At 38.8% G+C, this 21,832-nt stretch carries 23 protein-coding genes; 5 read left to right on the top strand and 18 right to left on the bottom strand.

Annotation, left to right across the window (positions count from 1 at the left end):
* The first annotated feature begins 99 nt into the window (after positions 1-99).
* A complete protein-coding gene (locus EWM59_RS11150) occupies positions 100-2,001 on the top strand; it encodes a bifunctional aminotransferase class I/II-fold pyridoxal phosphate-dependent enzyme/GNAT family N-acetyltransferase (RefSeq protein ID WP_130021054.1) in 1,902 nt (633 codons plus the stop codon).
* Positions 2,002-2,065: 64 nt separating this feature from the next.
* Entirely contained in the window at positions 2,066-2,827 is a 762-nt protein-coding gene (gene tpiA / locus EWM59_RS11145; protein WP_130021053.1) for a triose-phosphate isomerase, read from the top strand.
* A 35-nt stretch (positions 2,828-2,862) separates the two neighbouring features.
* Here tpiA and EWM59_RS11140 read toward each other — a convergent pair whose 3' ends face one another.
* The 8 genes from EWM59_RS11140 to EWM59_RS11105 all read right to left on the bottom strand — a co-directional run bounded on the left by EWM59_RS11140 (position 2,863) and on the right by EWM59_RS11105 (position 8,913).
* Entirely contained in the window at positions 2,863-3,546 is a 684-nt protein-coding gene (locus EWM59_RS11140) for a TVP38/TMEM64 family protein (protein ID WP_130021052.1), read from the bottom strand.
* 57 nt (positions 3,547-3,603) lie between these two features.
* The gene (locus tag EWM59_RS11135) at positions 3,604-4,203 is read right to left on the bottom strand and encodes a hypothetical protein (RefSeq protein ID WP_130021051.1); all 600 of its coding nucleotides are present in this window, start codon (positions 4,201-4,203) and stop codon (positions 3,604-3,606) included.
* Entirely contained in the window at positions 4,196-4,669 is a 474-nt protein-coding gene (locus EWM59_RS11130; RefSeq protein ID WP_130021050.1) for a hypothetical protein, read from the bottom strand. Before EWM59_RS11130 ends, EWM59_RS11135 begins: the two co-directional genes overlap by 8 nt.
* Before the next feature lie 8 nt (positions 4,670-4,677).
* A complete protein-coding gene (locus EWM59_RS11125; protein WP_130021049.1) occupies positions 4,678-5,208 on the bottom strand; it encodes a DinB family protein in 531 nt (176 codons plus the stop codon).
* Between the two features lie 249 nt (positions 5,209-5,457).
* A complete protein-coding gene (gene proB / locus EWM59_RS11120) occupies positions 5,458-6,495 on the bottom strand; it encodes a glutamate 5-kinase (protein ID WP_130021048.1) in 1,038 nt (345 codons plus the stop codon).
* A 92-nt stretch (positions 6,496-6,587) separates the two neighbouring features.
* Positions 6,588-7,337, bottom strand: a complete 750-nt coding sequence (rnc, locus tag EWM59_RS11115; protein WP_130021047.1) for a ribonuclease III — start codon at positions 7,335-7,337, stop codon at positions 6,588-6,590.
* Positions 7,338-7,346: 9 nt separating this feature from the next.
* Positions 7,347-8,594, bottom strand: coding sequence for a beta-ketoacyl-ACP synthase II (gene fabF, locus EWM59_RS11110; protein WP_130021046.1), 1,248 nt, complete (start codon positions 8,592-8,594; stop codon positions 7,347-7,349).
* A gap of 82 nt (positions 8,595-8,676) precedes the next feature.
* Positions 8,677-8,913 carry an acyl carrier protein gene (locus EWM59_RS11105; protein ID WP_116983079.1) on the bottom strand — a complete coding sequence of 79 codons (237 nt, stop codon included), beginning with the start codon at positions 8,911-8,913 and terminating at the stop codon, positions 8,677-8,679.
* A gap of 230 nt (positions 8,914-9,143) precedes the next feature.
* Here EWM59_RS11105 and kdsA point away from each other — a divergent pair, with 230 nt between their 5' ends.
* Entirely contained in the window at positions 9,144-9,962 is an 819-nt protein-coding gene (kdsA, locus tag EWM59_RS11100) for a 3-deoxy-8-phosphooctulonate synthase (protein WP_374755944.1), read from the top strand.
* Positions 9,963-10,126: 164 nt separating this feature from the next.
* Entirely contained in the window at positions 10,127-10,456 is a 330-nt protein-coding gene (locus EWM59_RS11095) for a DUF3467 domain-containing protein (protein ID WP_130021044.1), read from the top strand.
* 63 nt (positions 10,457-10,519) lie between these two features.
* On the opposite strand, the gene EWM59_RS11090 is transcribed toward EWM59_RS11095, so the two are convergent.
* From EWM59_RS11090 to lhgD, 7 genes are all read right to left on the bottom strand, one after another.
* Complete coding sequence (locus tag EWM59_RS11090) at positions 10,520-11,191, bottom strand: hypothetical protein (RefSeq protein WP_130021043.1); 672 nt, start codon at positions 11,189-11,191, stop codon at positions 10,520-10,522.
* 19 nt (positions 11,192-11,210) lie between these two features.
* A complete protein-coding gene (locus tag EWM59_RS11085) occupies positions 11,211-12,500 on the bottom strand; it encodes an LVIVD repeat-containing protein (RefSeq protein WP_130021042.1) in 1,290 nt (429 codons plus the stop codon).
* 79 nt (positions 12,501-12,579) lie between these two features.
* Positions 12,580-12,948 (bottom strand): hypothetical protein, encoded by a 369-nt coding sequence (locus tag EWM59_RS11080; protein ID WP_130021041.1) that lies wholly within the window; start codon positions 12,946-12,948, stop codon positions 12,580-12,582.
* Positions 12,949-13,035: 87 nt separating this feature from the next.
* Entirely contained in the window at positions 13,036-13,401 is a 366-nt protein-coding gene (locus EWM59_RS11075; RefSeq protein ID WP_130021040.1) for a hypothetical protein, read from the bottom strand.
* A 12-nt stretch (positions 13,402-13,413) separates the two neighbouring features.
* On the bottom strand, positions 13,414-14,634 hold the full coding sequence (locus tag EWM59_RS11070; protein WP_130021039.1) for a serpin family protein: 1,221 nt from the start codon (positions 14,632-14,634) through the stop codon (positions 13,414-13,416).
* A 40-nt stretch (positions 14,635-14,674) separates the two neighbouring features.
* On the bottom strand, positions 14,675-15,127 hold the full coding sequence (locus EWM59_RS11065) for an META domain-containing protein (protein ID WP_130021038.1): 453 nt from the start codon (positions 15,125-15,127) through the stop codon (positions 14,675-14,677).
* A 341-nt stretch (positions 15,128-15,468) separates the two neighbouring features.
* The gene (gene lhgD, locus EWM59_RS11060) at positions 15,469-16,668 is read right to left on the bottom strand and encodes an L-2-hydroxyglutarate dehydrogenase (RefSeq protein WP_130021037.1); all 1,200 of its coding nucleotides are present in this window, start codon (positions 16,666-16,668) and stop codon (positions 15,469-15,471) included.
* 147 nt (positions 16,669-16,815) lie between these two features.
* On the opposite strand from lhgD, the gene EWM59_RS11055 reads away from it, so the two are divergent.
* The gene (locus EWM59_RS11055; protein WP_130021036.1) at positions 16,816-17,334 is read left to right on the top strand and encodes a hypothetical protein; all 519 of its coding nucleotides are present in this window, start codon (positions 16,816-16,818) and stop codon (positions 17,332-17,334) included.
* A 114-nt stretch (positions 17,335-17,448) separates the two neighbouring features.
* Here the strand turns inward: EWM59_RS11055 and EWM59_RS11050 are convergent, their stop codons facing one another.
* The 3 genes from EWM59_RS11050 to EWM59_RS11040 form a co-directional block, all read right to left on the bottom strand.
* Complete coding sequence (locus EWM59_RS11050) at positions 17,449-19,566, bottom strand: carboxy terminal-processing peptidase (protein WP_130021035.1); 2,118 nt, start codon at positions 19,564-19,566, stop codon at positions 17,449-17,451.
* Between the two features lie 142 nt (positions 19,567-19,708).
* Positions 19,709-21,007, bottom strand: coding sequence for a UDP-N-acetylmuramoyl-tripeptide--D-alanyl-D-alanine ligase (locus EWM59_RS11045; protein WP_130021034.1), 1,299 nt, complete (start codon positions 21,005-21,007; stop codon positions 19,709-19,711).
* Positions 21,008-21,174: 167 nt separating this feature from the next.
* Positions 21,175-21,657: a hypothetical protein gene (locus EWM59_RS11040; protein ID WP_130021033.1), complete on the bottom strand. Its 483-nt coding sequence runs from the start codon at positions 21,655-21,657 to the stop codon at positions 21,175-21,177.
* Between the last annotated feature and the right edge of the window lie 175 nt (positions 21,658-21,832).

The following is a 21,832-nucleotide window of genomic DNA, read 5'->3' as shown; positions in this document are numbered from 1 at the left end:
TGGAGGCGACCCGAATCTTGCTTTCTTCGTAGAAAAAGCCCAAACAGGCTGCCATATTAGCAGTAGTATGCGTATTTTTGAAGTCTAATTGACAAACGCATGAACCGACCAACCGAAGAAACACTTGACCCTGTTAACTGGAACGAAATAAGAACATTAGGCCATCAGATGATTGATGATATGATTGACTATCTGCAAAGTCTAAGAGATAAACCTGTATGGGAGAAACCTACTAACGAAGTAAAAGAGGTATTGAATCGCTCCCTCCCACAAGAAGGTCAACCAGTAGAAGAAGTCTATCAGGAATTTCTTTCTTATATCTTGCCTTATAACAAAGGGAATATTCACCCTCGTTTTTTTGCATGGGTACAAGGTAATGGTACGCCTTTGGGCATGTTAGCCGATATGCTGGCATCGGGTATGAATCCTAATACTACCATTGGTGACCATGCGGCCATGTATGTAGAACAGCAAGTAGTGGAGTGGTCTAAAGAAATGTTCGGTTTTTCCAAAGAAGCAAGTGGCTTATTGGTAAGTGGTGCTACAATGGCCAACCTCACAGCCCTGACAGTAGCCCGAAATTCATTACAGGATTTACAAATCAGAGTGAAAGGAACAGATGATAAACTAACTGTTTACTGTTCGTCAGAAACCCATATCTGTGTTATAAAAGCTACAGAAGTATTAGGCATTGGTAGCGAGCGTACAAGAATAATACCTGTAACAGATACTTTCCAGATAGATGTAGAAGCTCTCATCTCTATGATTAAAGCTGATATAGCCGCAGGATTCAGACCATTTTGTGTAGTAGGCAATGCCGGAACGGTGAATACAGGAGCAGTTGACCCTTTGGAAGAACTATATCAAATATGTCAGGAATTTGGTTTATGGCTTCATATTGATGGAGCTTTTGGCTCATTGGCAAAACTCACGCCTACTTTTGCAGAAAAACTAAAAACCATTGAAAAAGCAGATAGTCTGGCTTTTGACTTTCATAAATGGCTACATGTACCCTATGAATCTGCCTGTGTGCTAATCAGAGACAAGCAATTGCATCAGTCAGCTTTTTCATCAGTACCTAATTACCTCACTGCGCATGAACGGGGTTTAGCAGCAGGCCCGGAGCCTTTAACCAACTATGGGATTGAATTATCCAGAAGTTTCAAGGCTTTAAAGGTTTGGATGTCACTGAAAGAACACGGTATTCAGAAGTATGGTCGATTGGTACAACAGAATATTGACCAAGCCCGATATTTAGGCGAAAAGGTATCACGAACTCCAAACTTAGAGCTGTTAGTACCTGTAAGTATGAATATTGTCTGTTTCCGGTTCAATGATGGCAAACATTCAGAAGGGGCTTTGAATCAACTCAATAAAGAGATTCTGATGCGTTTGCACGAGTCAGGTATTGCGGCACCCTCTTACACCATTATTCACGGCAAATATGCTATCCGTACGAATATTACCAATCATCGCACTCGTCTGGAAGATTTAGATTTATTAATCAATGCCATTATAGAGATTGCTACGGGTATTTTAGTAAAGGTAGTTGAGTTTGATGTCAATAATCCATTGCATTATTCGGCTTTTAAAGACATTAATTATGCCTGGATTAATAAATATTTTAAAGTAGAGCAAGGCGATCTGGACTCTTTAGAAAATCCTGAGAAGTATTTCATAGCCACAGGTGGAGCAGTTTTATTGGCTTGCCGTGGTGATGAAATTTTAGGAACTACCGCATTGAAACTCATTGGGGATAATAGTTTAGAGTTATGTAAAATGGGTGTAAATGAAGCCGCTCGTGGTTTAGGCATTGGTTATATCATAGGCGAAGCTGCCATTCAGAAAGCAAAAGCATTAGGAACTAAAAGGTTATATTTAGAAACGAATTCCAGCCTTAGTCCTGCGCTGAATTTATACAAAAAATTAGGTTTTTCGAAGGTTGAAAACTTCTCTTCTCCTTATGTCAGAGCCGATGTAGCGATGGAAATGTACTTATAGTTTTTCATGAAAAACTATTATCTTCGCACTTTCAAATAACCAAAGTAATCAAAGCTCTAAAGTAATGAGAAAAAAAATCGCCGCTGGCAACTGGAAAATGAATAAAACTTTTGAAGAAGGACAAATCCTTTTGTCAGAAGTAGTTAATATGGTGAAAGACGAAATCGTTAATCCAAATGTACAGGTTGTACTTTGTGTTCCATTTCCTTACCTGAGTACTTTCGGGAAATTAATCGATACGCCTAAAGTATCTTTGGGTGCGCAAAACTGTTATCCTAAAGCTTCCGGTGCTTATACTGGTGAGGTTTCTGTACCAATGCTACAATCGGTAGGTGTAGGGCATATCATTATCGGCCATAGCGAACGCCGTCAGTATTTCAATGAATCTGATGCATTCGTAGCTGAAAAAGTAAATGCGATTTTAGAAGCCGGATTAACGCCTATTTTCTGCTGTGGTGAAACACTTGACCAACGCAATGAAGGTATTCATTTCGATTTTGTAAAAGGTCAGTTAACTAATAGCCTTTTCCACTTATCAGCCGACGATTTAAAGAAAGTAGTGATTGCTTACGAACCAATCTGGGCTATTGGTACCGGGGTAACAGCCTCAAACGACCAAGCACAGGAAATGCACAAAGTTTTAAGAGACCATCTGGCATCAAAATACGGGGCAGAAGTAGCTGAAGAAATCAGCATCTTATATGGTGGTAGTGTAAACGGAGCAAATGCACAAGAACTTTTCGCTTGTCCTGATGTGGACGGCGGTTTAGTAGGCGGTGCTTCTCTTAAATCAAGAGAATTTGTGAATATTGCTAAGTCATTTTAAGGTATATAAAAGCGTGCTATGGGAGACATAGCACGCTAATTTACATTTCTAGTTTTCTTCCGTGGTTGCAGAAAATAAAAAATCCCTGCTATAGAAGCTACTAATAAAACTATCAATAGTATCTTCTGTAAATTCCCTTCATTCGGATTCTCTAATAATCTTCTGATTTCTTTGGCCTGATACCCTGTCCAGACTGCTAATACAGTTCGTGGAATCATGCCGAAAAAACCACCTGATAATATATTTCTTAGCTTTGCGCCTGATAAAGCAAATACAAAATTAGTCAGGGCAAAAGGTAAGACAGGCGAGAGCTTGGCGAAGAAAATAATTTTCAATTCCTGGTGTTTGATATTCTCTAGTATATTTCTGACTTTGCTATTCTCTGATAAATAAGTTTTGAAACGGTCTTTATCTAACCAACGGGTTATCAGGTTTACCAAAAATATAGCTACCATATTCAGCGTAAATAATGGTAGAATGGCATGCCAACCTAAAAAATAACCAAAAACCAAGGCTAAAAAGGTAGGAGGAGTAAAAGCAATAGTAGATGTCAGGCAACAAAGCACTGTAATCAATGCCCATACTTTGCCACTATAGCCCCCAATTTCTGTCTCATGAGCAATTACCCATAAAGTGAGTACAGAAGTAAACAGGAGCGGGATAATCGTTAAGCAAACCGAAGATATAAGGGCAAAGGAATATTTACTGACGTGTTTCAAGTGTGGCTATCTATTTTACCCACAAAATTACAAATTAGAAAAACCCTATACTACCTTTTACAGAAGAATTCCGAAACGTATCACAATAGGTGAATTATTGCCTCCTAAACCCTGCGGACTGATAAATCCACGATTAGGATAGCCCAGATTATACATCAGCGCCAGGTAGCTTCCTCGTTGACCTTGTCGACCCTGATAGAAACCTGCGCCAATTAAAGGCGAACCTTCCCATTTCTTTTTTATGTCAGTAACAGGTGTATTGGCATTAAAAGAATAGAAGTTATTAGAGTAGGCATTCATCATCTCATATTCAGCATGTGCAAAAATAGACCGGAATATGGGCTGACGAACAAAAAGTTTAGGGCCATAGATAAAGTCACCACCACCATTAAATACGCCCTGGTAGATGATATTAGCCCCTAATCCTACTACTGTCCCTTTATTGGTTACTTCATAACCCACCATTGGAGAAACATCTATATAGAACGCACCCCAAAAGCCAAGCCAGAAATTTCCTCCATAGCGTAGTTTGTCCTTCCAGGCAGGTTTAGGTTGCTCAAAAAAATCAGGTTTTTCTTTCTCTTGGGGTTCTTCTTCTTGCGAAAATGCAGTGAATGCACAAATAAACAGGGTAATGGTTAAAAAAATTTTACGCATGTGTTAATGCTGTTGTTTCTTGTAAAAAATCAGGCAGTTTAATGGTCTCTAACAATCGTTCTTCAAGCATGTTTGCCCACTCTAATAAATAAACGATTACATCTTCTCGAACATTGTGGCGCAAATGCCGTTTTTCTACGGGCAAACGCATTAAGATTTCTTTATCAGAAAGTTTCTCCAGATTCTGTAAATCTTCAATAGAAAAGCCCGATGTTAAAAGGTCGAAAATTATCAGGTCAATCGGCATCGTACTGGTTTCGCAGTAATCGTTTAACTGTTCGTTCCAGTCGCCATGCCCTTGCATGGCATAGGCATGAATCTCCGCTTTGGTTCTGTGTGTAATCTCCTGCGCCAGATTGCCGCAATTGCAGCTACCCATATGTCCCCACATATACTGGCTACCGTTTTGCAATTTAGCAGCCGTGCGACGAATCGCCTCTATGATTTCTGTTTTTGCTTGTGCCATAAATGTATTTATTTAACTCCCTTATCTGCTTCCCAAGAGCCTTGTAACTTCCGTATATAAATAATCTGTCCAGTATGATAGGCATTATGAGTACCGATATGGGCTATAGTTGAATACAGTTCTTTTAATTTTGCTTCATCAGTTGTTTCTACAAATTTTTCTAAATCTACCAATACTCCATCTAATCGTTTAACAATATCTTCCCAACCTTTTTTATCGAAATTAGTAAATGTTTTTTCATTATTACCATCAAATTTAGCTACATCTTGTCCTTTAAATTGGGCTAAAACACGGCCATTCCAGAATAACAGATGATGCGCTAATTGCCCGATTGAGTGATTCCCTTTCCCGTCATTCCAGTTGGCTTGTTCAGCAGTTAAACCTTGTAAAGCAATATTTACAGGCACAAACCAGTCTTTCTCGGTATGCGTTGTTTTCAATTGCTCCAACAAAATTGATTTGAGGGTTGGTTCAGTTTTGGTTTGTGCCATTGTTAGATGAGAGATAGAAATAAGGAGTAGTAAAAGTATCTTTTTCATAATAATAAGGTTTTGATTATGAAATTACGACTTCTGTGGGTTTTTGGCAAGTAAGAAACGAAATTTGTTTTAAAACTAACAGTGCCGACTTGAGCGGACGCCGCGCAGTCGGCACATACTATAAATATTCCTTTGTTATCTTAGATGGCGACCGCCACGGCGGACCGTTTCAGTCGCTGACACTCTAATTAAAATATTCCATTAAAACAGCAAATTGGAAGCGACCGTCGCCCGGCTTGCGCCAAAATTCTATATCAACACAATATCATTGGCATTGGCTACTTCAAAATTCTGAGTTTTCAGGTTTTCAACCAGTTCGTTTGAGGGTACTTTGGTTCGGGCTACGCCTACCATTATTCCGTGGCTATCTATTATTTCTACAACTTCACCTGCCTCAAAATCTCCTTTTACTTTTTTAATACCTACTGCAAGCAGACTACTGCGTTTCTGCAAGGCTTTTACTGCTCCGGCATCTATTTGTATTGTACCAACGGTAAGACTACCGCTGGCTAACCATTTATTACGGGCTGAAAGATTGGCTGTCTGTGCCGAAAACTCACTTCCTGCTTCACCTTTCATAGCTTTCAGGATACCATCCTGCAACTTCATACCAAAAATAATTACCTTGATACCCATACGGGTAGCCAGTTTAGTAAAAGTCAGTTTAGAGGCCATTCCCCCCGAACCTAAGGCTGATTTACTATTATCTACCAATCCCAATATCTGGTTATCAATGGCTTCTATTTTTCTGATAATGTTTTTCTTCTGGTCTAATAAGCCTCCTACCGATGTACAAATCATGAGCGTTTCTGCGCCAAAGCCAGTAGCAATCAGCGTTGCGAGTTCATCATTATCTGAAAATCTTAACTCACGGTTACTTACTACGTCGTTCTCATTAGCAATCGGAATAATGCCATTCGCCCATAATTCCTGATAGGTTTCTTTTAGTTGCAGAAATTGTTCTCGATTGCCGAAGTGCTGACGCTCACATAAACTCTGCGCAATCTGGATGTTGTACTGAGAAAAATACTTTGAATAAATATTCAATAAAAGCGGGTTTCCGATAGCTGCTGCTGCTTTCCGTTCAGCTATTTCGCCCGAATAATTCTTAATAAAATGTTTACCTGCACCAACCGCTCCCGAAGATACAATGACAATATGATAATGGCTGTGCAATGCTGATACCTGACGAGCTATATCAGCAATAATGGTTTCGTCCGGCTCGCCATTACTTTGGGTAATAGAGGCTGTTCCGAATTTAATAACAAGGGTAGGTAACTGACGCATGTACAAGGCGCTTAAAGCATATTTTGTGTTTTTACTCGACTGTTGTTCTCTCTATAAAAGAAAAAAGACGCATGGTATTGCGTCTTTTTTCTTTATTGCGTTGATTTTATCTCTAAACTTTCGCAGGCTCTTCGGGCGGCTTCTTGTTCGGCTTTTTTCTTATTCCAACCGCCACCTGTGCTGATGGCTTCGCCGTTTACTTTTACCTGAGCTACAAACTCTTTGTGGTGATGCTTTCCGTTTTCCTGCACAATTTCAAAAACAATCTTTTTGCCTTCCTGCTGTGCCCAACTTAACAGGATACTCTTATAGTTGGTATTGGTCTGGATAACCGCATCAAGGTCGAAATAATTGGCAATCAGTTTTTTGAGAATAAAAGACCTTGTAAAACGGAAACCTTTATCTAGATAAATAGCTCCAATCAAGGCTTCCATGGCATCGCCATACATCGAAGTACGGTTATGTGCAATACGTTGGCCATCAAACTGAATCAGTTTTTCTAAACCAATTTTACGGGCTACCTGATTTAAAGATTCTCTGTTAACGATTCTTGAACGGATTTCAGTCAGAAAACCCTCATCTTTGAAAGGATACTTTTTGAAGAGGTATTCGGCCACTATCATTCCGAGTACAGAATCACCTAAATATTCCAATCGCTCGTTAGATTCACGGAAACCCCCAATGTTTGTCTCCTTTGAGGCAGAGGTATGTCTAAAGGCTAACTGATAGAGCAACGGATTACTCGGCTTTTCACCAATAATTTGCTCTACTGCTTTCCTAAACTCACGTTCTTTTGAACCTGACTTGAATAGTCCCCAAAAATTACTTGCCTCCGACAACACGATTCGAAATTAGATTTTCTTAAATATTAGCGTAGCATTATGTCCGCCAAAGCCAAAACAATTACTCAAAACTACATCTATTTTTTTAGATTTCGCTACATTCGGGGTTAAATCTATTCTTGGATCGATTGTTTCGTCGATATTAAACAGATTTATGGTTGGTGGAACCATCTGATGTTGAATGGCGAGAACAGCGGCTACCGATTCAACTGCGCCTGCTGCCCCCAATAAATGGCCCGTCATTGACTTGGTTGAACTGATACTCATCTGGTAAGTATGTTCGCCAAACAATTGCTCTATGGCTTTAATTTCCTGCGGGTCACCAAGTGGGGTTGATGTACCATGCGTATTAATGTAATCAACTTCTTCTGGCTTCATATTGGCATCTTCTAACGCATCCTGCATAGACAAGAAGGCACCGAATCCTTCTGGGTGTGGTGCTGTAATATGATAAGCGTCTGAAGACATTCCGCCTCCTACAATTTCACAATATATTTTGGCTCCACGTGCAATGGCATGTTCGTATTCTTCCAGAATCAATGCTGCGCCACCATCGCCCAATACAAAACCGTCACGGTCTTTATCGTAAGGGCGAGAACCTGTGGCTGGGTCATCGTTTCTTTCAGACATGGCACGCAATCCGTTAAAACCACCGATTCCGGCTTGGGTAATGGCAGCCTCTGAACCTCCTGAAATACAAACCTGAACTCTACCTAAGCGGATATAATTAAACGCATCTATAATAGCATTGTTGGTAGAAGCACATGCCGATACAGTAATGTAGTTTGGCCCACGGAATCCGTATTTAATAGAGATTTGACCCGAGGCACTGTCGGCAATCATTTTGGGAATAAAGAATGGGTTAAATTTCGGAGTACCGTCGCCACTGGCAAAATTGATTACCTCTTCTTCAAAAGTTTTCAACCCGCCAATACCTGAACCCCAGATAACACCGGCTTTATTTTTATTGATTTGTTCTAAATCCAGACCAGAATCTTTCACAGCTTCATCAGCCGCTACCATTGCATACTGGGTGAATAAGTCCATTTTACGGGCATCTTGCCTCGGTATAAATTGTGTTACGTCAAAATTTTTGACTTCACAAGCAAATTTCGTACGGAATTTACTGGCATCAAATTTAGTGATAATGGCTGCGCCACTAACACCGTTCGATAATCCATGCCAGAATTCTTCTACCGTATTCCCGATAGGCGTTATAGCCCCCAATCCTGTTACAACTACTCGTTTGAAAGCCATAAAATGAGATTTGAAGTTTCAAAGTTATAAAGTTTCAAGTTTCAGGCTAAAATCATGAAACTTGAAACTTGCAACCCGAAAATTATTTAGAATTTTCTTCCAGATAAGTAATAGCCTGACCAACGGTCTGGATATTCTCTGCCTGATCGTCTGGGATTGATACATTGAATTCTTTTTCAAATTCCATTATCAACTCCACAGTGTCTAATGAATCTGCTCCTAAATCATTTGTAAATGATGCTTCTGGAGTTACTTCTGACTCATCAACGCCGAGTTTTTCTACGATAATTTTCGTTACTTTAGATGCAATTGCTGACATTTTGAACTGTAGTTTGGTGAAAAACGACTGCAAAGAAAACGGTTTTAACTGAAAACAACAAAATACACGAAAGTTTTTTAGTATCAGAAAACTTCCGACCTTTGTATTTGTTTTGTAATAAAACAAATAAATACGAAAGAAGTTTTGGGAAAAAGCTCAAGAATAAAAATATTCATTCAGCTTATTCTATAAAACCAATGAATTAATAGGTTTAAAAAATTATTAAAGTGCTGAAAGTCAATCAATTAAAAAATCAAAATTCCGGGAATTTTTTCCTTATAGCCGGACCTTGTGTTGTGGAAGGACGAGAGATGGCTCTGGAGATTGCTGAAAAAGTAAAGGCAATTACTGACCGTCTGGAAATCCCTTATATTTTTAAGGCCTCCTACAGAAAAGCCAATAGAACCAAACTAAACTCGTTTACAGGTATTGGTGATGAACTCGCCCTGAGTATTTTAAAGGAAGTAGGCGAGACTTTCTCCCTGCCTACCATCACAGACATCCATGAGTCAGACGAAGCGGCTCTGGCAGCCCAATACGTAGATATTTTACAGATTCCGGCGTTCTTATGCCGCCAAACTGAATTACTGGTTGCCGCAGCACAAACAGGCAAGGCAGTAAATGTAAAAAAAGGGCAGTTTATGCACGGCTCAGGTATGGGCTTTGCCGTTGAAAAAATCAACGCCGTTAATCCTGATGTACAAGTAATGCTTACCGACCGGGGCAATTCATTCGGCTACTCTGATATTGTGGTCGATTACCGGAATATCGTTGAAATGCAGACCTTCAATGTGCCTGTTGTAATGGACTGTACGCACTCTTTGCAACAACCTAATCAGTCGTCAGGCGTAACAGGTGGTAACCCGGCCATGATAGAAACCATTGCCAAAGCAGCCATTGCAGTTGGGGCAGATGGAATCTTTATTGAAACGCACATGAATCCGTCAGTGGCTAAATCTGATGGTGCCAATATGCTCGCTTTAGCTCAATTAGAAGGGCTTTTAGAGAAACTCGTCAGGATACAGGAAGTAGTGAAGAAAAACTCATAATTGCCTTTTAAGGCCTTAAATCATCATTTTTATTCATTTTGGGTGTATTATTTGCCATTAAATAACAAATAGATATTGTATTTCTTTTTTTCAGAAAAGATTTTTTATTTTTGTTATAATTATGCCGATATATGACTCCAAACCACTTAATTTTTTTAATGCAAATGGCAAAAAAGAAAGACGCTCAGGAAGAGCCGGAACAACAGATTAATATTGAACTGTCAGAAGAAATGGCGGAAGGAGTGTATGCAAATCTGGCTATGATAGCTCATTCAAATACAGAGTTTATATTAGACTTTATCCGCCTGATGCCGGGTGTACCTAAAGCCAAAGTAAAATCGCGTGTGATTCTGACACCAGAACATGCACAACGTTTACTAAATGCTTTACAGGATAATATTTCAAAATACGAAGATAACTTTGGCGCAATCCGTCAGACCAACGAACCTGTGCCATTTCCAATGAATTTTGGCGGCCCAATGGGCGAAGCTTGATTCGGAGTCAGTATATAAATGCAAAAGCCTTAGAATGTACTTCTAAGGCTTTTGTTTTAGTTGTTAAAACTCAATCCCCAATCGCAACACCATCCGCTTATATTTTCTTACTTCGTTTGACTCCGTCCAATACACCTCATTCCCATTTCTATCCATCTTATATTCAGCCCGTTGGAAACGATAACCTATATTAATCAACCAAGCAGAGCCGTTTCGCATCGGGAGTCTGTAGCCTATCGTTGGGCTTACCAAAAGACCTCCTTTGGTATGAAACCCTGTATTGTCTTCATTCAGCCAGGTTGTTGAATACCCTGCATCTATCCCAGCCTGTAAACTACTTCCTCCTTCTTTTTTCTGTAATAGAGTCCGGCGTACGCCTAAAGCCAAAGGCATCAATACAGTTTCTCCATAACCATCAACACCTATGGTAATCCCCGCAGCCGTTTTACTGTCTATATAAACGCCGTTGAATGTCTGCATTGATAGATTTACTTTATTTTTTATCTGATACTGGTCAGGATAGTTACCAGGATAAGGATAAGGATACCACCCTCCATAATAATTTGCCTGATATTTAATTCTTCCGAATAACCCTCCGAATTCAGTCATGTTCACAAACTTATGTTTGCGAAAGAAGCCCTCTTTCTCGTCTTGTGCTTTTACGGCAAAGGTGCAGACCAATAGCATACTGAAAACCAAGCTGATTTTATTGATATGAATATATACATTTTTCATTTTGATGTAGGTTTAAGGCTTATGATACTGGTTTCACAGAGATTTTACTGAGTAACTTCATATCTTTTGGGTTTGAAGTATCGTACTGGTATAATCCATCTTTACCAACCATTAATAAATGTTTACCCCCTAAAGGAATTACATCAAATGCATTGATTTGTTTGATATGCTGTTGCAATTTTATATCCATAGAACTGGTAGCATCAAAAGACTTTAAGCCATACTGTCCTTCACAGATGAACAGACTCGGGAAATCAATACCCAACCCGGCCGGATTATCCATTGCATAGGTTTTAAGTAATCTTGGAGAATAGATATTGGTTACATCTATTAAATCTAACCGGTTAGGCGCTACGCCACATAAACCCGAGCGCAAAGTAACATAAGCAATATCATTCGCTACTACCACAGGGTCGCAGGCACGGGCATGCTCAAACATTGTTACACGCTCCGGTTTGGCAGGGTTCTTATTATCGAAGATATACATACCTGTAGTTGAGCCAATAAATAATTTGTCTTTGTAGGGAAAAATAGTTTCGATACCCCAACCTAAATTGATTTTATTTTCCTGAACAGGTTGTGTAAGTTTCTTGATATTGAAAAGAAGTAAATCATTCTGTGAAACGGCATAGAGGAAATCGTCGTAGATAGTAAACCTTGCCATTGAGCCTCCTTGTCCTGTACCACTGGCTGACGGGCCTGTAGGGCCTTTTGAACCCGAATAGTATGCCATATCATTATAGTAGTAGATACGATCTGGAGTAAGCACCTCAAAACCACAACTGCTGCGGACTTTATCGGTGACAATCTTTGCTTCATAATCGGTTACGCTCTGGTTTTGCTGATTATATGCCCACGTAACACCATCGGCAGTGCCATAAGTGAACACATCTTTTACTCTGCCTGTTTGTTTGACATTCTTTGGGTCTGTAATATCAAAAGTTACTACGTCCATGTAGTTATCGGCGTAAAGGATATTATCTTTTACGGCCATATCTATCACTCCGGGTATTTTCAGAAAAGCGATATTCTGCGGTTGCTGCGGATTAGAGTTATCTATGATATGCAAGCCTTTCTTTAGCTCATTGATAAATATATAATTATCCTTTACATAGATTTTACCTAAATTGATTAATTCCTGTGGGCCTTGTGAGGCAATTTCATTGCGAATCTGTTCTACCGGAAGTACAACGGGCGATGTTGTGCGATAGGTGCGGGTTGTCTCGCAGTCGTCGGTGCATGAAGTATTGCCCAAAGCTACACCCAGGCTTAGCACCACTGCAAGCAGTTTGAAGTAGTTTTTTCTCATAGTTTTTAGAAGGTAACAGAATAGAAAAATGCCATGCGTAGAGATAAGCATCTTTATACGTCATGGCACTTGATAAAATTTATTTTAATCTTATTTTAGTCAACTTCAGTGGCATTCCTGCATAAAGTATCAACTTTGTCTGGTCGAATTGTTTTACTTCACCACTAAATACAATTCTGGTCTCGTGCTTACCTTTCAATTCAGTCGGTAGATTAGCTACTACGAATCGGTGTGAAGGTTGTGCTGCACATGATAACGGGTCCATCTCACTTTCTACTACAATCACTGTCAGGTCATCGTTTACTTTCATCAGATACCCGTCTTTATTGCTGATGGTCTGCAGGGTTGGTAAATTATCAATGTCGCTTTCCGGTGAAACATTGATGTCTTTTTTATCACAAGCTAAAAAGAACATCATACAGAAACTAAGCACCCAGAGATTTTTCATACGTTTTAAAGGTTTGAGGGTTTCCTGTTAAGAGAAACGAATCATAAAAAACACTTTGATATGGACCGGAACAGACTTTATATTCTTTTATTTCAATCTGATTTTAGTTAGCTTCAGTGGTCTTCCAACCATTAAGGACTGAGCCGCATAGGGATATTGTTTTAACTCGCCACTGAATACAATCTTGACCTTCTTTTTCTCTTTCAGCTCAGCAGGAAGATTGTCTGCTACAAAGCGGTGAAGAGCATCATTCTCGTTAAAATCTCCAGAGTCGTTTTTGGTTATAATTACCGAGAACTGGTCGCTTTCTTTGATGAGGCGTCCCTCCTGCTCTGTAAAGATTTTTATAGTCTGGTACTTATCAACTTCAGTTGTCGGCGACACCTCGAAACTTTGTTTTTCACAGGCTCCTAAGAACATCGTACAGAAACCAAGTATCAGGAGATTTTTCATAAGCTTAACCGATTAAAGGTTTGCTATTTTTCCGGCAAACAGAATCGTATTAGATTGTTTTTCACTGATAACAAACAAAAACGGACGATTACAAACCACTTGCGGATAATTAGGAACAGAGGTAAGCACTACACCTATGGTTGTTACAGCGGCTGCTTCTGTACCTTTCTCGTCAATACCTACGTAAGTGTTTTGTTTAACCATACCCACCTTTAATCTTCCGGCAGGGCTGGCAATTTTTGATAAATCAGCTGCATCTGAGAAAGCCGCATTGATACCCATTTCGGTCAAAACCTTTTTCAGGTCTGCTTCATATTCTAACGTAAATTTTGGTAGGCCTACAATTACTTTTTGCTCTTTTAATGCACCATTCAATGCCTGCCATTCACCTGTTGACAGACTTGCTAAAGCCGCATCTGTTGATTTCTCAGGCAAAATAACGGTCATTACATAATTCCCATCACCGTAAGGTAATTCTACTGCCTGATAACCCTCACGTTTGGCGTACTTCACATTTTCGGTCATGTTCATCATTTTCACACTCTTCACACCCTTCGTACCGGTAAAGTCTTCATTTCTGGTATCTGCTTCTTTAAACTGGGTTTTCCAGTCTCCCTTGAAATACAAGGCATTCATCAGGAATAAAACCTGGTCTTCTTTAATTTCGTCTAATACTTTTTTGATTTTACCGTTGGTATTATCGCTTGCCCAGTTATTAATTTTACCTACTGTTGCCTTATCGTCAAAATTCTCTCCGAAAGCATTGGCGTTGAAATAGTTTTTCAGGTTATCTAAATAAGACTGCTCTACCTTAAATGTATTACGATACCAAACAGAATTGGCAATGGTGTTTTTCACTTTCGGGTCGCTTAAAGGCAGATTATCTATCAAATCTTTATAGATACCATTAGTAGTAGCCATATCGCCCGATACCCGCAAAGCTTTCTGAATTTCTTCTTTTGTCTGGGTATCTGCCCCATTCAACAACATACCTAAAGCAATGTGCAGACTTAGCGGAGAAACAAAGTAGCTTTTATCTGCTTCTTCTATAGCATTATGTTTCTTCCAGAAATCAAAAGCAAACTCGCTTGTCTGGTCTGCAAAAGCAGCCGGAATAGCCTTTAATTCATTATTTGCCTTTAAGGTGTTGGGGTCTACTGTATTTTTATTATCACAACTTGCCGCAGCTAAAGAACATACAATGGCTATTATGGCAATTTTAAGAGTTTTCATATTCGTTGGTTGGTTAAATAAATCAGGTTATAGAAGTTTCTTATTTTTTCTCAAAATACATCGCCTCGTTGGCTGGTTTAGCAAGATAAATTACCAGAATATTTTTATCCTTAAATTCATATCTCTCAACATTTCTCAGGCTCTCGTAATAGGTCATCTCAAAAGCATTAGCCTCAGGAGTACCTGCTATTTTAGTAGAACCGATTGCCGGAATATGAATTGTTTTTTTACTTTCATCTACGTCTGGCACAGCAGAATAAAAGTTCACTGAACTTCTGCCATTGAGGGTTAGCTTGTCTTCTTCATTTTTAAATTCTAAAGACACGTCGAACTTAGATGTTTTACCATCTGCATAACTTTTGAATTTCCATTGTCCCAATAGGCTCGATGCTCTTAAAGCATCGAACGACGCATTTGGCGCATCAATTTTTTCACTTTCGCATGAGGTCATGTATAAGGCACTGACCATCAACAAAATAACTAACTTTTTCATTGTATTAATTTTCTTAAATTTTTATAGGTGAATTCCTGACAAATTTCTATGCTATTTAAGGTCAGTTACTCAGTCGGTCAAGGGAATAAACAAACGAGAATGTTTTTCCCCTGACGTAAACAATCGTTTTGACTGAGGCTCAGTACCCTTTTCAATGATATAGATACCTATTATTTAAAAATGGTTGGAATGGGAATATTTTTTCTGATTGAAGAACTAATAAAGCAGATGTATTTGATACCAATTAAATGTATTACTTTATGATTTTGCCACAATGTACACAATTAGGGTACTTTGTGGCAAGGCTTTAACTGAACGATTTGAAAAATCGTGAAACCTATTTAAAACCGCTTCAAAACCAACTCACTAACAGTCTGCCCGATAGATAAGGAAGAAGTGGCTGCTGGTGAGGGTGCATTGCAGACATTGACAGCCCGCTCGTTTTCGAAAATAGCAAAATCATCTAATAAGCCGCCATCATAATCGCAAGCCTGCGCTCTTACGCCTGCGCCACCCGGAATCAGGTCATCTTCCTGAATTTCAGGGATTAGTTCCTGTAGAGCTTTGGTGAAAGCACTTTTAGAGAATGAGCGATACATTTCTCCTAAACCTGTGCGCCAGTATTTGGCGGCTACTTTCCGAAAACCTCTCCAGGTGAGGGTTTCAAATAATTCTCCGAAATGAATGTCCAGTTTCTTATATCCTTCCCGACGGAACGCTAAAACAGCATTAGGCCCGGCTTCTACTCCGCCATGTATCATCCGAGTGAAATGTACCCCTAAAAATGGGAAATTAGGGTCAGGGACAGGATAGATTAGGTTTTTAACCAGATATTGTTTCTCTGGTTTTATCTCAAAATACTCTCCTCTGAAGGGAGTAATTTTTAGTTTATTGGCTCGCTCATCGGTCATTTGTCCTACTTTATCTGAGTAAAGACCTGCACAGTTTACTATTAGGTTAGTTTCGTAAGTACCTTTATTGGTATTCACTATTGAGGTTTTGCCTTTAGCCGTAATACTTTCCACTTTTTCGCCAAAAACTATTTCTCCCCCCAATTGTCGGGTTTTCTCCAGATATTTCTCAGAAACCTCTGTATAGTCAGTAATTCCGGTTTGAGGGACAAAAAAGCCTTTTAGTCCGTTTACATGTGGCTCGTATTCTTTCAATTGCTCTGCGTTCAGCATTTGAAAGCCGTCTAACCCATTTTGTGCTCCTCTTTCATACAAACCATCTAAAATAGAAATTTGCTCCGGGCGAGTGGCTACTACAATCTTGCCACATAAATCATATTTGATGTCCTCTTTCCGACAAAAATCCAGCAGCATTTCGTAACCTCTGATACAATTTGTAGCTTTTAAACTACCCGGTTTATAATACAAACCCGAATGAATAACCCCACTATTATGGCCTGTCTGGTGTTGGGCAACTTTGTTTTCTTTTTCTATAATCAACAGCTTTAATGCCGGATTTCCCTGTTTGATTTTCAAAGCAGTAGCCAGTCCGACAATTCCTCCACCAATCACAATTACATCGTAGGTCATATTCAGTTCTATAGAGTAGTTTTTTCTGCAAATATAGGGCAAACGTCTCTTTTTATTTCAGAACTTGCAGAAGGTTTTATTTTTCTGTTCGTTTTTTTAATAAAGGCTGTTTCTAAACTTATTCAACCAGATTAATCACACATACAAATGAAGTATCTATTATTTACATTAATTGCTCTTTATATTATTAGTTGTAGGCAGACTCCATCCAAAGTGAATGTATCAAAAGAAAAAATAGTTGATAAGTCGATAATAGGAATTCTACCTTATGATTCAACTGAAAAATGGGCATTTGAAAATGGAAAACAAGCTGAGTTAACTGATAATGATTTTGTAATAATCGAAGAGTTACTAGAGTCTCGCATAAATAGTTATAATAATCATCAGCAAAAAAGATATAATAAAATCAAGGCAAAGCATCCTGAATACACATTAAGAAAAGAAGATTTTATTATTGATTTAAAAGTCTATAAACGACAGTATGTTGCTATTACCAATTCTAAAGGAGAAAAAGAAGTATGGGTGAATTGTTTCTGCGATATCTTTAATGAAAACTGGAAAAAAGATATTGTAATCGTTCTTGACGGAGGGAATTGTTATTTCAACCTTAAAATCAATATAACCAAAGGTACTTATTATGACTTAATGGTAAATGGTGATGCTTAATAAGCATTTCCGGCAGTATTTTTAGAGATACTTTTGATAAATCCCCTAAAAACAGAAGTCAGGTAAATTACTCTACCTGACTTCTGCTATATCCATGAAACTATATTTGCTTACTTAATTTTTTACAGCCATTCCTTTTTGCTGAATCACATCATCCATCACATTGATTGTTTCATTCAGATAAACATCTTTTTTAAGATATTTAACCCAGAAATCGTTACGGTCTTTTTTCAGCGAATCAGAATTAATTACCGATAAATCAACCTGAAGATTTGATACCGATAAGTCGTCTTTTAATTTTGTTAAATCACGAACTTTGCCCGAAACATCTTTTATCTCTTTCAATTGCACTTTATATTTTTGCAGGTCTAAAGAACGTGATGTTTTACGGTTATCGGCCAGAACATTGGTATTGTCTTCAATGGCTTTGAAAACATTATTGGCAGACAGACGGTCTTTGCTTTTTTGTTGTAATAGGGTTACATCAGGAGCCGCTTGCCAGGTCTGATAACTTGCTTTAGGCATTTCGTCCCAAATCAATGCATTAGGCGAATCTTTTTCACGCATTTTGTAGGCTTCATACAAGCCTGTCAATACAATGTCTGACTCTACTCCTTTCAATTGCGTAGCACCACCGTTAATACGATAGTATTTTTGTAAGGTCAGATGCACGGCACCTAAATCGCCTGCACCACTACCATTGCCTGCACCACCCACCGGAAATGCTCTTTGTACAGTACCTTTACCAAAAGTTGAAGAAGAACCTACCACAATACCACGTTTGTAATCCTGAATAGCTGAAGCAAAAATCTCAGAAGCAGAGGCACTGCGCTCGTTTACCAAAACTACCAACGGGCCATCATAAAGAACCGATGGGTCATTATCTCCCATTTGAGAGGGGCGTCCGGCACGGTCGCGGATTTGAACCACAGGGCCGGTTTTGATAAACAGACCTACCATATTTACTACTTCCTGTAAGCTACCGCCACCATTGTCTCTGATATCCATAATGATACCCTCTACTCCTTCTGCTTTCAGTTTTTCTATTTCTTTCGCTACGTCTTTAGAACAACGAGCCGCTTGCGGACGTTGGAAGTCGGCATAGAATGCAGGTAAATCAATCAGTCCGATTTTATGTTTTCCAGAGGTAATAACAACACTTCTGGCAAATGTTTCATCTAATTTCAATTCTGCACGAATAATTGGCACTATTTTCTGCGAACCATCAGGTTTCTGAATGGTTAGTTTCACCTCTGTACCTTCTGCTCCACGAATCACCTTTACGGCATCGTCTGTTGTGAAACCAGTAATATCTTCCGACTCCCCATTGGCTTGCGTTACCTTTAAAATAACATCATTGGCCTGAATCTCACCCGATTTCCAGGCAGGACCACCCGGACTTACACTTCTGATTTTTATTTTATCGTCTTCCTGCATCAACAAAGCACCGATGCCAAAGAAACGACCGCTTAATCTTTCATCAAAAGAACGTTTTTCTACAGGTGGGAAGAAATCAGTATGAGGATCCATTTCATTGGTAATAGTAGTTACCAGTACCGCAAATCTTTGATTTTCATCAAATTTGTTCTTCAATCGGTCAAAATACTTATCCATTGCCTTTTTTACCTTTGCACGTGCTTCCTGTTCTAAAACATCGTTACTTTTGGCTACAAAATCAGCTTTGGTTTTGTTTTTCTCCTGTTGGTCAAGTAAGTCGTTATATCTTTCTAAAGTCTGCCATTTCAGATATTTCCTCCAACGCTCTTTTCTTTCCGTTTCATTTCCGGCAAACGCTACTTTGTCCCAATCGAGTTCAATATTTTCGTCTTTATCAAACGTAAATGGTTTTTCTATCAATTGCTTGTAAATATCTTCTGCCTCTACTAAACGAGCTTTATATATTTCGTCTAAAGCAGTAAAGAAATCTAATGATGCCCCATGTACCTCATCGTCAATCTTGGTTTCGTATTTACGCAACTTATTAATATCTTTTTCTAATAGAAGCCTTTTGCTTGGGTCTATTCGTTTCAGATATTCTACAAATATTTTTTTCGAAAATTCGTCGTCTATTTTTTTCGGACTGTAGTGTCCTTGTTCGAGCATAGCACCTACTGTGCGTATAATTGTTTCGTTTTTGGTAGGTGGGTCATCATTTAATGGCATGGCTGCAATAAATACAGAACCAATAATGCCACCTAAAAGAGCTAAAGACAAAATATGCGGCTTTCTCATAAATTTAATCTCCTCTGGTTAAGTTAAAGTTACATTAAGTTTTCCTGACTCAAAAATCAATCCAATCTATAACGAAAAATTAACAAATAAATTTCCATTTGTTAACTAAAATTGATAAAAGGTTTTTTTTCTTTATAAACGTTCAGGCGAAACATTGCAGGGTACTCTCAAGCCCCATGCCACGAGAACCTTTGATAAGTATAAAAGAATTTTGTATCTGCTTGTCCAACAACCAGTTATGTAACGAAAACTTATCAGGAAAATAATAGGCTTTCGGGAGCGGTTCAAGAGCCGATGCCATGAGTTTTCCGGCTAAAACCACTAAGGCAAAATCGCCCTTGGCTACTAACTCGCCAATGGCTTTATGCTCGGCCGGAGCTTCATCTCCTAACTCTAACATATCTCCCAGAATCACTATTTTTCCCTTGTCGGTTTTCAGATTGATAAAGTTTTGTATAGCGGCCGACATAGACGAAGGATTAGCATTATAAGCATCTAACAAAATGCTGTTTGTACCCTTCTGAATTATCTGCGAACGATTATTATCAGGATTATAGGCACTTACTGCTTCGGAGGCATCTTTAACCGATACGCCAAAGAAATTTCCGATGGCCAAAGCGGCTGCAATATTTTCAAAATTATACCAGCCTGGTAGATTGGTTGTATAAGTGTGGGGGTCACGATTTGGCTCTTGTGTAGAAAAAACAACAATGGGAGAATCTTTGACTAATACAATTTTATTGTCTTTCAGATATTCTACCGTCTGATTGAATTTCCGGCTTTGTGCCATGCCTACCAATGCCTCATTCTTGGCATTCAGGAAAACAGTTGCACCCGATTTTACTAAAAAATCATATAATTCACCTTTACCTTTTTTTACACCTTCTACACCACCGAAGCCTTCTAAATGTGCTTTACCTACATTAGTAATGAAACCATGCGTAGGCTCACAGATATTACACAAATCCCTGATTTCGCCCTGATGATTGGCTCCCATTTCTATTACTGCTATCTCATAGCTATCATCCAATGCTAAAATTGTAAGCGGCACACCGATATGGTTATTGAGATTGCCTTTTGTATAATAAGTCTTGTATTTTTTTGATAAAACAGCCGCTACCAGTTCTTTAGAGGTAGTTTTACCATTAGAGCCTGTCAGGCCAATCAATGGAATACTAAACTGCTGACGATGGTAATTGGCGAGTTTCTGCAAAGTATAAAGTACATCATTTACTAAAATGCAGGCAGGGTCAGTTGCGTATTGTGCTTCGTCAATCACCACATATTTTGCTCCTTTCTCAAGGGCTTCTCTGGCAAATTCGTTGGCATTGAATTGAGCGCCTTTGAGTGCAAAAAACATGACTCCCTCATCTATCTTCCGTGTATCTGTAGAAACGCCCGTACAGGTCTTAAACTTCTCGTATATTTCAGCTATTGACATGGCTTGCTCTATGGTATAATTTCAGAATTGTATTTGGCGGTAAATTTAATGGTAAACTCGAAGAAAGTATGAAAGGAGAATCCTTTTATTCAACCTCTTATGTCTATATAAACAAAAAGCCCCCGAAAATTCGGCGACTTTTGTCCTATTAACAAAAAACACGATTGCTACTTATTGGTTACTGCACCCGCAGGGTCAATTACTTTATCAAATATCTTAGAGCCATTAGAAAGTAAGATATGAAGCTCATCAGTCTCGTAAAGCGTTCCGAATTTCTCCTTCAAATCTATCTCTAATAAGTGGTCTAATTCTGCCGCACATTCTATTCCGGTTCCCTGTTCTAAAGTAACTACCAGAAAAACAGTCAGGGGGTACGATTTACGCATAATACCGTCCCATACTACTTTATAATTACTTTTATCGCAACCGCCTTTTACCCATATTTTTAGTATATCACTCTCCCGTTTGATATCTTTTATTTCAAAATGCCGGGTTTGGGTGGTACGTGCGGCAATCAATCTATCATATTCTGTCGCACTTACTTCAAATGCTACTTCTTTGCCATCAGGTGTTGGCTCAGTATCTTTTGGTTTGCAAGAAACCATGCCTATTAGCAATATAAGGCTCAATAACCATTGAATATTTTTCATAATTGATATTAGTAAATGTGTGCTTTAAATAAAGGATACTTTTTTCTGTAAAGGGGTTGGAAGGCTGTATCACGATTTTTTAAATCGTCTCTTAGTAAATTTCAGGAATGAGTTCATCTTCTGCATTGAAAGTGGGCTAATGAAATTCTGTCGAATTTTAACGATTTGAAAAATC

It is taken from the genome of Emticicia agri (assembly GCF_004168285.1).
GTDB lineage: Bacteria > Bacteroidota > Bacteroidia > Cytophagales > Spirosomataceae > Emticicia > Emticicia agri.
Note: the sequence above shows the minus strand (reverse complement) of the source record. Positions and strands in the feature narration are given on the sequence as shown.

Bases quoted from the DNA above. Each gene is read 5' to 3' on its own strand.
- EWM59_RS11085 (WP_130021042.1), bottom strand. From the start codon at position 12,500: ATGAGAAAAAACTACTTCAAACTGCTTGCAGTGGTGCTAAGCCTGGGT.
- EWM59_RS11080 (WP_130021041.1), bottom strand. From the start codon at position 12,948: ATGAAAAATCTCTGGGTGCTTAGTTTCTGTATGATGTTCTTTTTAGCT.
- fabF (WP_130021046.1), bottom strand. From the start codon at position 8,594: ATGGCTTTCAAACGAGTAGTTGTAACAGGATTGGGGGCTATAACGCCT.
- EWM59_RS11125 (WP_130021049.1), bottom strand. From the start codon at position 5,208: ATGAAAAAGATACTTTTACTACTCCTTATTTCTATCTCTCATCTAACA.
- EWM59_RS11105 (WP_116983079.1), bottom strand. From the start codon at position 8,913: ATGTCAGCAATTGCATCTAAAGTAACGAAAATTATCGTAGAAAAACTC.
- EWM59_RS11075 (WP_130021040.1), bottom strand. From the start codon at position 13,401: ATGAAAAATCTCCTGATACTTGGTTTCTGTACGATGTTCTTAGGAGCC.
- proB (WP_130021048.1), bottom strand. From the start codon at position 6,495: ATGCGTCAGTTACCTACCCTTGTTATTAAATTCGGAACAGCCTCTATT.
- tpiA (WP_130021053.1), top strand. From the start codon at position 2,066: ATGAGAAAAAAAATCGCCGCTGGCAACTGGAAAATGAATAAAACTTTT.
- EWM59_RS11045 (WP_130021034.1), bottom strand. From the start codon at position 21,007: ATGTCAATAGCTGAAATATACGAGAAGTTTAAGACCTGTACGGGCGTT.
- EWM59_RS11135 (WP_130021051.1), bottom strand. From the start codon at position 4,203: ATGCGTAAAATTTTTTTAACCATTACCCTGTTTATTTGTGCATTCACT.
- EWM59_RS11150 (WP_130021054.1), top strand. From the start codon at position 100: ATGAACCGACCAACCGAAGAAACACTTGACCCTGTTAACTGGAACGAA.
- EWM59_RS11065 (WP_130021038.1), bottom strand. From the start codon at position 15,127: ATGAAAAAGTTAGTTATTTTGTTGATGGTCAGTGCCTTATACATGACC.
- EWM59_RS11040 (WP_130021033.1), bottom strand. From the start codon at position 21,657: ATGAAAAATATTCAATGGTTATTGAGCCTTATATTGCTAATAGGCATG.
- EWM59_RS11070 (WP_130021039.1), bottom strand. From the start codon at position 14,634: ATGAAAACTCTTAAAATTGCCATAATAGCCATTGTATGTTCTTTAGCT.
- EWM59_RS11130 (WP_130021050.1), bottom strand. From the start codon at position 4,669: ATGGCACAAGCAAAAACAGAAATCATAGAGGCGATTCGTCGCACGGCT.
- EWM59_RS11095 (WP_130021044.1), top strand. From the start codon at position 10,127: ATGGCAAAAAAGAAAGACGCTCAGGAAGAGCCGGAACAACAGATTAAT.
- EWM59_RS11055 (WP_130021036.1), top strand. From the start codon at position 16,816: ATGAAGTATCTATTATTTACATTAATTGCTCTTTATATTATTAGTTGT.
- EWM59_RS11050 (WP_130021035.1), bottom strand. From the start codon at position 19,566: ATGAGAAAGCCGCATATTTTGTCTTTAGCTCTTTTAGGTGGCATTATT.
- lhgD (WP_130021037.1), bottom strand. From the start codon at position 16,668: ATGACCTACGATGTAATTGTGATTGGTGGAGGAATTGTCGGACTGGCT.
- EWM59_RS11090 (WP_130021043.1), bottom strand. From the start codon at position 11,191: ATGAAAAATGTATATATTCATATCAATAAAATCAGCTTGGTTTTCAGT.